Annotated in this window: 7 protein-coding genes and 1 pseudogene; 6 read left to right on the plus strand and 2 right to left on the minus strand. The window is 72.1% G+C overall.

The annotated features are described in order from the left end of the window. Positions 1–91: 91 nt before the first annotated feature. Positions 92–1,015, minus strand: coding sequence for an HAD-IB family hydrolase (locus tag AB0958_RS43410; protein WP_360512297.1), 924 nt, complete (start codon positions 1,013–1,015; stop codon positions 92–94). A 139-nt stretch (positions 1,016–1,154) separates the two neighbouring features. On the opposite strand from AB0958_RS43410, the gene AB0958_RS43415 reads away from it, so the two are divergent. The 6 genes and pseudogenes from AB0958_RS43415 to AB0958_RS43440 all read left to right on the plus strand — a co-directional run. After that, complete coding sequence (locus AB0958_RS43415; RefSeq protein ID WP_366896005.1) at positions 1,155–1,439, plus strand: glutaredoxin family protein; 285 nt, start codon at positions 1,155–1,157, stop codon at positions 1,437–1,439. Positions 1,440–1,720: 281 nt separating this feature from the next. Then, on the plus strand, positions 1,721–2,476 hold the full coding sequence (locus AB0958_RS43420) for a redox-sensing transcriptional repressor Rex (protein ID WP_366896006.1): 756 nt from the start codon (positions 1,721–1,723) through the stop codon (positions 2,474–2,476). Next, complete coding sequence (locus AB0958_RS43425) at positions 2,473–4,173, plus strand: glutamyl-tRNA reductase (RefSeq protein WP_366896007.1); 1,701 nt, start codon at positions 2,473–2,475, stop codon at positions 4,171–4,173. The genes AB0958_RS43420 and AB0958_RS43425 overlap by 4 nt, the downstream gene beginning before the upstream one ends. Beyond that, positions 4,170–5,129: a hydroxymethylbilane synthase gene (gene hemC, locus AB0958_RS43430; protein WP_366896008.1), complete on the plus strand. Its 960-nt coding sequence runs from the start codon at positions 4,170–4,172 to the stop codon at positions 5,127–5,129. Before AB0958_RS43425 ends, hemC begins: the two co-directional genes overlap by 4 nt. Continuing rightward, positions 5,126–6,832: a bifunctional uroporphyrinogen-III C-methyltransferase/uroporphyrinogen-III synthase gene (locus AB0958_RS43435; RefSeq protein WP_132890427.1), complete on the plus strand. Its 1,707-nt coding sequence runs from the start codon at positions 5,126–5,128 to the stop codon at positions 6,830–6,832. Before hemC ends, AB0958_RS43435 begins: the two co-directional genes overlap by 4 nt. A gap of 363 nt (positions 6,833–7,195) precedes the next feature. Next, positions 7,196–7,372, plus strand: a pseudogene (locus AB0958_RS43440) (IS630 family transposase); the annotation flags it as partial. A 29-nt stretch (positions 7,373–7,401) separates the two neighbouring features. On the opposite strand, the gene AB0958_RS43445 reads toward AB0958_RS43440, so the two are convergent. Next, positions 7,402–8,286 (minus strand): TIGR03619 family F420-dependent LLM class oxidoreductase, encoded by an 885-nt coding sequence (locus AB0958_RS43445; RefSeq protein ID WP_366896009.1) that lies wholly within the window; start codon positions 8,284–8,286, stop codon positions 7,402–7,404. Between the last annotated feature and the right edge of the window lie 291 nt (positions 8,287–8,577).

The following is an 8,577-nucleotide window of genomic DNA, read 5'->3' on the forward strand; positions in this document are numbered from 1 at the left end:
CCCCCAGCCTCCGGCCGGGGGGACCCCCAGAGCACGCACCTGACGCCGCGCGGCCGCCCTCCGGGCGACGACGGGAATTGTCAGACAGGCCCTAGCGGCGGCGTCGGCTCAGGGCGATGGCTGCCGCTGTGCCGCCTGCGACCGCGCCCACCCCGGCCGCCGCCGGGATGCCCACCTTGGCCGCCTTGCGGCCCGTCCGGTAGTCGCGCAGGCGCCAGTCCATCTCGCGGGCGTGCTTGCGCAGCTTCGTGTCCGGGTTGATGGCATACGGGTGACCGACCAGGGACAGCATCGGGATGTCGTTGTGGGAGTCGCTGTAGGCCGCGCACCGGGAGAGGTCGAGGCCCTCGGCGGCGGCCAGCGCGCGCACCGCCTCCGCCTTCGCGGGCCCGTGCAGGGGCTCGCCGACCAGCTTGCCGGTGTAGACGCCGCCGACCGACTCGGCGACCGTCCCCAGGGCGCCGGTCAGCCCGAGGCGGCGGGCGATCACGCCGGCGATCTCCACCGGCGCCGCCGTGACGAGCCACACCTTCTGGCCCGCGTCCAGGTGGGCCTGGGCGAGGGCGCGGGTACCGGGCCAGATGCGCTCGGCCATGTACTCGTCGTAGATCTCCTCGCCGATGGTCTGGAGCTCCGCCACCCGGTGGCCCTTGACGATCGACAGGGCCGAGTCGCGGGCGTCCTGCATGTGCTCGGGGTCCTCGACGCCGGCCAGCCGGAACCACGCCTGCTGCCAGGCGAACCTGGCGAGGTCGCGGGTCTCGAAGAACTTCCGTTTGTACAGGCCGCGGCCGAAGTGGAAGATGGCGGCGCCCTGCATCACCGTGTTGTCCAGGTCGAAGAACGCGGCGGCCTTGTCGTCGCCGAGCACCGGGAACTGGGGTTCCGCGGCCTCTTCGACGGGCGCCGGCGCTTCCTGGTTCTTGCGCGCGGCCTCTGCCGAGGCCTCGCCTGCCAACACGCTCCGCGCCGTGGCGGAGCGCCTACGGGGAGTGAGCCATCCGAGAGCGGCCATGTCGTGAGCATAGCCAGTCCGTCCGGTGGTTCCGGAGTCACGGGAGTTGGATGGGTGTGAACTCTCCGCGACCGCGCCGTGAAGCAGGGCGAGGACGGTGCCCAGGAGGCGGCGGACATGCCCTGCCAGGGGCGGGACAATGGACGACATGAGTCCCCTCTTCGGCCGGAAGGCGCCCGCGCCCCGTGTGCGGCTGGTCACCCTCATCCGTAAGCCCGGCTGCCATCTGTGTGATGACGCCCAGGCCGTGGTCGAGAAGGTGTGCGGCGACCTCGACGTGCCCTGGGAGCACCAGGACATCACCCAGGACCAGCGGCTCCACGACCTGTACTGGGAGCAGATTCCGGTGGTCCTCGTCGACGGCGAACAGCACACCTTCTGGCGCGTGAACGAAGAGCGGCTCCGCAAGGCACTGACCGACTAGTCCAAACCGGCTGCGAAGTCGCTTAGGATCGACGGCGGCTTGGTCTCGGGGGGCGGGATTCGTAAGGAGTGTGTGCGATTTTGCCCCCGACGCAGAGGGAGCGTGCGCGTGTGTGCGCCGGTTCCGTACGACCGCGCCGGGGGCGCGTGACCCCGGTCACGTTGGCCGGGCAAATCGGACACCATCTTTGTGCACGCGTTCACAAAGACATAGCCTGCTGTCGACGGGGCGGTCTGGGTACGAGTGACCGTCCGCAGCCCCGCTCAAACCGTTGGAGCACCGTGGCAACTGGCCGAACTCACCGACCGGCGACCCGCAGCCGAGGGATCCCCGAGGCCACCGTCGCCAGGCTTCCGCTGTACCTCCGGGCGCTGACCGCACTGTCGGAGCGCTCGGTCCCCACGGTCTCCTCCGAGGAACTGGCCGCCGCCGCGGGGGTCAACTCCGCGAAGCTGCGCAAGGACTTCTCGTACCTGGGTTCGTACGGAACGCGCGGTGTCGGCTACGACGTCGAATATCTCGTCTACCAGATCTCCCGCGAGCTGGGCCTGACCCAGGACTGGCCGGTCGTGATCGTCGGTATCGGAAATCTGGGCGCCGCCCTCGCCAACTACGGCGGGTTCGCCTCCAGGGGCTTCCGGGTCGCCGCCCTCATCGACGCCGACCCGGCGATGACCGGACGGCAGGTCGCCGGGATCGCCGTGCAGCACAGCGACGACCTCGAGAAGATCATCTCCGACAACGGAGTCTCCATCGGCGTGATCACCACCCCGCCGGGCGTCGCCCAGCAGGTCTGCGACCGCCTGGTGGCCGCCGGGGTCACCTCCATCCTGAACTTCGCGCCGACCGTGCTGACCGTTCCGGACGGCGTCGACGTGCGCAAGGTCGACCTCTCCATCGAGCTGCAGATCCTCGCCTTCCACGAGCAGCGCAAGGCCGGCGAGGAGCACGAGGGAGCGGTGCCGCCCGTGGCCACCCACCAGGAGGCCGGCGAGCAGGGGCCCGACGGGGACGTACCCGCCGTGATGCCGGCATGAGTCTCCTCGTCGTCGGGCTGAGCCACCGCAGCGCCCCGGTCAGCGTCCTGGAACGGGCCGCGCTCTCCGCGGACGCCCAGGTCAAGCTGGTCCAGGACACGGTCGCCGCCGAGCCGGCCACCGAGGCCGCGGTGCTCGCCACCTGCAACCGCATCGAGCTGTACGCCGACGTGGACAAGTTCCACGCCGGGGTCGCCGAGCTGTCCACGCTGCTCGCCCAGCACAGCGGGGTCGGGCTGGACGAGCTCACTCCTTATCTCTACGTGCACTACGAGGACCGCGCCGTCCACCACCTGTTCTCGGTGGCCTGCGGGCTCGACTCGATGGTCGTGGGCGAGGGGCAGATCCTCGGCCAGATAAAGGACTCGCTGGCCCGCGCGCAGGAGCTGCACAGCGCCGGCCGGCTGATGAACGACCTGTTCCAGCAGGGCCTCAGGGTGGGCAAGCGCGCCCACTCCGAGACCGGCATCGACCGGGCCGGGCAGTCGCTGGTCACCTTCGGCCTGGAGCAGCTGGCCGCCGGTGCGGATGTGGAGACCTGGGCCACCGGCAAGAAGGCGCTGGTCATCGGCGCGGGCTCGATGTCCTCGCTGGCCGCCGCCACGCTGGCGCGGGCCGGGGTCGCCGAGATCGTGGTGGCCAACCGGACGTTCGACCGCGCCGAGCGGCTCGCGGGGATCCTCTCCGAGGGCGACGACACGGACGTGGCCGCCCGCGCGGTACCGATGGACGCGGTGCCGGGCGAGCTGACACGTGCCGACGTCGTGGTGTCCTGCACCGGGGCGACGGGGCTGGTGCTGACGGCGGAGGCGGTCGCGGCCGCGGTCGAGGGACGGACCGGTGAGCCGGTCACCGAGATCGACGTACCGTCGGCGCCGAAGCAGCCGCTCGCCGGCCCGAGCCTCGGCACCGACGAGAACTGTCCGCTCGACCTCGCCGCCGAGCAGAGCGGTTTCTCCGTGCTGGGGGAGGCCGCCGTCGCCGGTATGGCCGCCGCCGAGCTGGAGCAGCACGCGGCCTGGGTGGACAACGGGACGGTGGACATCCGGGAGGCCGGGCGCCGTACCCCGGAGGCCGAGGTGGCGGCCGAGGCCGAGCTGATCGGCGCGCTCGCCGCGACCGCGGCCCGCGTCGGCCGGATCCCCGAGCGGCGCAGGCCCGAGCCGGTCGCCGGGTTCGTACGGCCCGCGCCCGCGCTGTTCCTCCTCGACCTCGCCATGCCCCGGGACATCGACGCCGCCGCGCACCGGCTGGCCGGGGTGCGGCTGGTGGACATCGAGTCGCTGGCCGAGGCGTCGGCCGACGCCCCGATGGCCGCCGACGTGGACCAGGTCCGCCGTATCGTCTCCGACGAGGTGGCCGCGTTCGGCGCCGCGCAGCGGGCCGCGCACATCACGCCCACCGTGGTGGCGCTGCGGACCATGGCCGCCGACGTCGTCGCGGGCGAGATCGCCCGCCTGGACGGGCGCCTGCCCGACCTGGACGAACGCCAGCGCGGGGAGATCCGCCAGGCGGTGCACCGGGTCGTCGACAAGCTGCTGCACGCGCCGACCGTACGGGTCAAGCAGCTCGCGGCCGAGCCCGGCGGCGCCGGGTACGCGGACGCGCTGCGGACCCTGTTCGACCTCGACCCGGAGACGGTGGCCGCCGTCTCCCGGGCCGTGGACAGCACGACCGAGAAGGACCGACCGGCATGAGTGACATTCCACTGCGACTGGGGACCAGGCGATCCCGACTCGCCATGGCCCAGTCCGGGCAAGTGGCCGAGGCCGTGAGCCAGGTGACCGGACGGCCCGTCGAGCTCGTCGAGATCACCACCTACGGCGACACCTCCCGCGAGCACCTGGCGCAGATCGGCGGCACGGGTGTCTTCGTGACCGCCCTGCGGGACGCGCTGCTGCGCGGCGAGGTCGACTTCGCGGTTCACTCGCTGAAGGACCTCCCGACCACCCAGCCGGCCGACCTGGTGCTGGCCGCCGTACCGGTGCGCGAGGACCCCCGGGACGTGATCGTCGCCCGGGACGCGCTGAAGTTCACCGACCTGCCGCGCGGGGCGCGCATCGGCACCGGTTCGCCGCGCCGTGCGGCCCAGCTCAACGCGTACGCCCGCGCGCACGCGCTGGACATAGCGACCGTCCCGATCCGGGGGAACGTCGACACCCGGATCGGATACGTGCACGCCGGCGAGCTCGACGCCGTGGTGCTGGCCGCGGCCGGCCTCAGCCGCATCGGCCGCATCGACGAGGTGACCGACTTCCTGTCGGTCGACACGGTTCTGCCCGCCCCCGGCCAGGGGGCACTGGCGATCGAGTGCGCCGCGGACAACGCGTCGCTGATCGCCGCGCTCGGGGCACTCGACGACCCGTTCACGCGGGTCGCCGTGACCGCCGAGCGATCACTGCTCGCCGCCCTGGAGGCCGGCTGCTCCGCCCCTGTGGGCGCGCTGGCCGACCTTCTGGCCGACGGGCAGACTGTCAACGAAATGCGCCTGCGGGCAGTCGTCGGCACGACCGACGGCACCCGGACGGTGCAGTTGTCCACCACCGGTCCCGTGCCCGAGACATACGACCAGGCGACGGCGCTCGGTCGCGAACTCGCCACCGAGATGCTTGCCCAGGGCGCGGCCGGTCTGATGGGGGAGCGAGCACAGTGAGCCCCACCAACCTTCCCGCCGGCCTCGATCACGGGCACGTCACCTTCCTGGGTGCCGGACCCGGGGATCCGGGACTGCTGACCTTGCGTGCCGTGGAGGCACTGTCCAGCGCGGACGTCCTGGTCGCCGAGCACGACGTGCTCGACGTGATCAGGAGCCACGCCAGGCAGGGCGTCTCCGTCGTGCCCACGAATCCGGATCCGTCGTCGGACCCGTATCCGGGCACAGGCGCGCCTCAACTCACGGTTGTTGACGGAGCGTCAACGACCGCTTCCCTCCCGCCCGCGCGGGATGCGGCTCATCTTGTCATGGAGGCCGCGCGGGGTGGCAGGCGGGTCGTCCGTGCGGTGTCCGGGGACCCGGGACTAGATACGTACGCGACCGAGGAAATGCTCGCCTGCGCCGCCGCCGGTGTGCCCTTCGAGGTCGTGCCCGGTGTCGCGGCGGCGGTGGGTGTGCCGGCGTACGCCGGTGTGCCGCTGCGGGACGCGCAGGGCGCGGACGTCCGCTTCGTGGACGCCCGTACCGCCTCCGACCGGTGCTGGACCGAGGTCGGCGCCTCGGACGGCACGGTCGTGGTCTCCACGACGCTCGACTCGGTGGCCGCGGCCGCCGGTGAGCTGGTGGCCGCCGGACGCAAGCCGGACACCCCGCTGACGGTCACCGTCGCCGGTACGACGACCCGGCAGCGGACCTGGACAGCCACCCTCGGCACCATCGCGCAGACGCTGAAGCAGGCCAAGGTGCTGCCCTCGCCGGACGGCGGCCGGCCGGTGATAGCCGTGGTCGGTGAGCGGTCCGCCGCCGCGCAGCGCGACCAGCTGTCGTGGTTCGAGTCCAAGCCGCTGTTCGGCTGGAAGGTGCTCGTGCCGCGGACGAAGGAACAGGCGGTGTCGCTCTCCGACCAGCTGCGGTCGTACGGGGCGGTGCCGCACGAGGTGCCGACGATCGCCGTCGAGCCGCCGCGCACGCCCCAGCAGATGGAGCGGGCGGTGAAGGGGCTCGTCACCGGACGGTACGAGTGGATCGCGTTCACCTCGGTCAACGCCGTCAAGGCGGTCCGGGAGAAGTTCGAGGAGTACGGGCTCGACGCGCGCGCCTTCGCGGGCATCAAGGTGGCCGCGGTCGGCGAGCAGACCGCGAAGGCGCTGGTCGCCTTCGGCGTGAAGCCGGACCTGGTGCCGAGCGGGGAGCAGTCGGCCGCCGGACTCCTCGAGGACTGGCCGCCGTACGACCCGGTGTTCGACCCGATCGACCGCGTCTTCCTGCCGCGCGCCGACATCGCCACGGAGACCCTGGTCGCCGGGCTGATCGAGCTGGGCTGGGAGGTCGACGACGTCACGGCGTACCGCACCGTGCGGGCGTCGCCGCCGCCGGCGGAGACCCGGGAGGCGATCAAGGGCGGCGGGTTCGACGCCGTGCTGTTCACGTCGTCCTCGACCGTGCGGAACCTGGTGGGCATCGCCGGCAAGCCGCACAACGTCACGGTCATCGCCTGCATCGGTCCGGCCACGGCCAAGACCGCCGAGGAGCACGGGCTGCGGGTGGACGTGATGGCTCCGGAGCCGTCCGTCGCCAAGCTGGCCGAGGCGCTGGCCGAGTTCGGGCTGCGCCGCCGGGCGAGCGCCCGCGAGGCCGGGGACCCGGTGACCCGCCCGAGCGAGCGACGGCCGGGGGCACGGCGTCGGCGGACCACCACGTGAGGTGAGGCATGGTGAGGTGAGGCGAGGCGTCCGTTCTTCGGGCGCTCCGCCCTCCTCGCTGGATCAACGGCCGGGCAGCGGTCGTCGTCCCCGGCCACGTGCTCTTCGAGGGCGGCGCGGGCGAGGATCCGCTCACCCGGGCCGTCCTGGAAGACTTCATCCAGTGCTACCGGCCTGACGAGGACCACTCCAACCGGGTCGAGATGGAGCGTTTCAAGGCGTTCACGTACGAGGAACTGATCGCCGGGACAAGGCCGACCTCGACATCACCTGGCTCCGCGACCCGAGCCCCGACGACGCGGACAACCTGCCTGCGCCCGAGGTACTGGCCGCCGAGGTGACCGCATCGAGCACGTCTTGGAGCACTTCCCGGACCGGACCCATCCCGCGCAGAGCCAGGCCCTCCACGCCTACCTGCGCTGGCGCAACGCCAACGCCCGCCACCCCGACGTCCTGGCCGCCCAACGTCGAGAACGCGCTCGCATCCGCAGTGAGAAGGGCATCCGCCGGGGCGGACGCCCCGTTGAAACGGCAGCTTGATCAGCCTGACGGTCTTCCCCACCACGGCATCAGGTGAGTCGCGGTGCCACCTCGGCTGCGACCCACTCCATAGCCTTCTCGACATGTTCAGCCGCCACAGGCAGCCACAGGGTGCAAGCGGTGAGCCCTGCCTCGGCGAGCCGCCCGAGGTCGTCGGCGACACTCGCTGCAGTCGGTGCAGTGCCGCCGAGTGGCCGTCCCGGTGGCGGGACCGCCGCGGGGAGCCCGGGCGGAGTGAGGAATGCAGCCGACGCAAGCGTCAGCCGGTCAGCGTTCTCTGCGCCGGCGAGGTCACGCAGGCGGCGCCGGACGTTGGTGATCTCTGCGGCGTCGGCGCCTGTGCCGTACCAGCCGTCGCCGAAACGCAGCGTACGGCGCAAGGCAGCGTCGCTGTGGCCGCCGACCCACACGGGCGGACCGCCGGCGGTGACCGGAGGCACTCCCAAGTGCGCGGCGTGCAGCGTCGTGAACGGCCCGTTGAAGTCTGCGGGTCGCCGGGCCCACAGGGCCTTGGCAGCGGCGAGGTGGTCGTCGGTGCGTGCACCGCGTTGACGGGCGGGTACACCGACGGCGGCGAATTCGTCGGGGTTCCAGCCGGTGCCGACGCCCAGGATCAAGCGGCCTCCGGACACGACATCCAGGGTGGCCGCCTGGTTGGCGAGCACCAGCGCCGGGTAGTACGGCGCGACGAGTACGGATGTCAGCAGCCGCAGGCGCGTCGTCGCCCCCGCGACGGCCGACAGCAGAACAAGCGGGTCCGTGTCGAGGCCGAAGCCGCTGTCCAGAAGGCGGTTGCCGACCGCAACGTGGTCAAGGCCTAATTCTTCAGCGTGGCGTGCGGCGCGGAGCACGCTGGCTCCGTCATCGAGCGGCCAGCGCGGCTGAAGGGAAACACCGAGGCGCAGCAAGGGCATGAGGTTGCCTTTCGACGGCAGTCCGATGGCGACACGGCGATCAACGACCTCCCTGTCGCCACACCCAACTCCCGCACCGCCGCTGTTTCATCCCGAGCCGGGAGCCAGCGGATCACCTGTCGCTCCGTGTGGTGCTCGCCGACCGACGCCGTGAGCTCCGTAAGCCGGTCAACCTTCCCGGTCGGAGCACAAGGGCCCTAGGGCCCTTCTGATGGATCTCCGCGGCGTCGCGACGCCCGGCACGCACGCTCGACGCACGGGGTGGCGGGCCAGGTGGCTCCGCCACAAGAC

Origin of the sequence: Streptomyces sp. NPDC006655, assembly GCF_040703965.1 — a bacterium.
Taxonomy (GTDB): domain Bacteria; phylum Actinomycetota; class Actinomycetes; order Streptomycetales; family Streptomycetaceae; genus Streptomyces.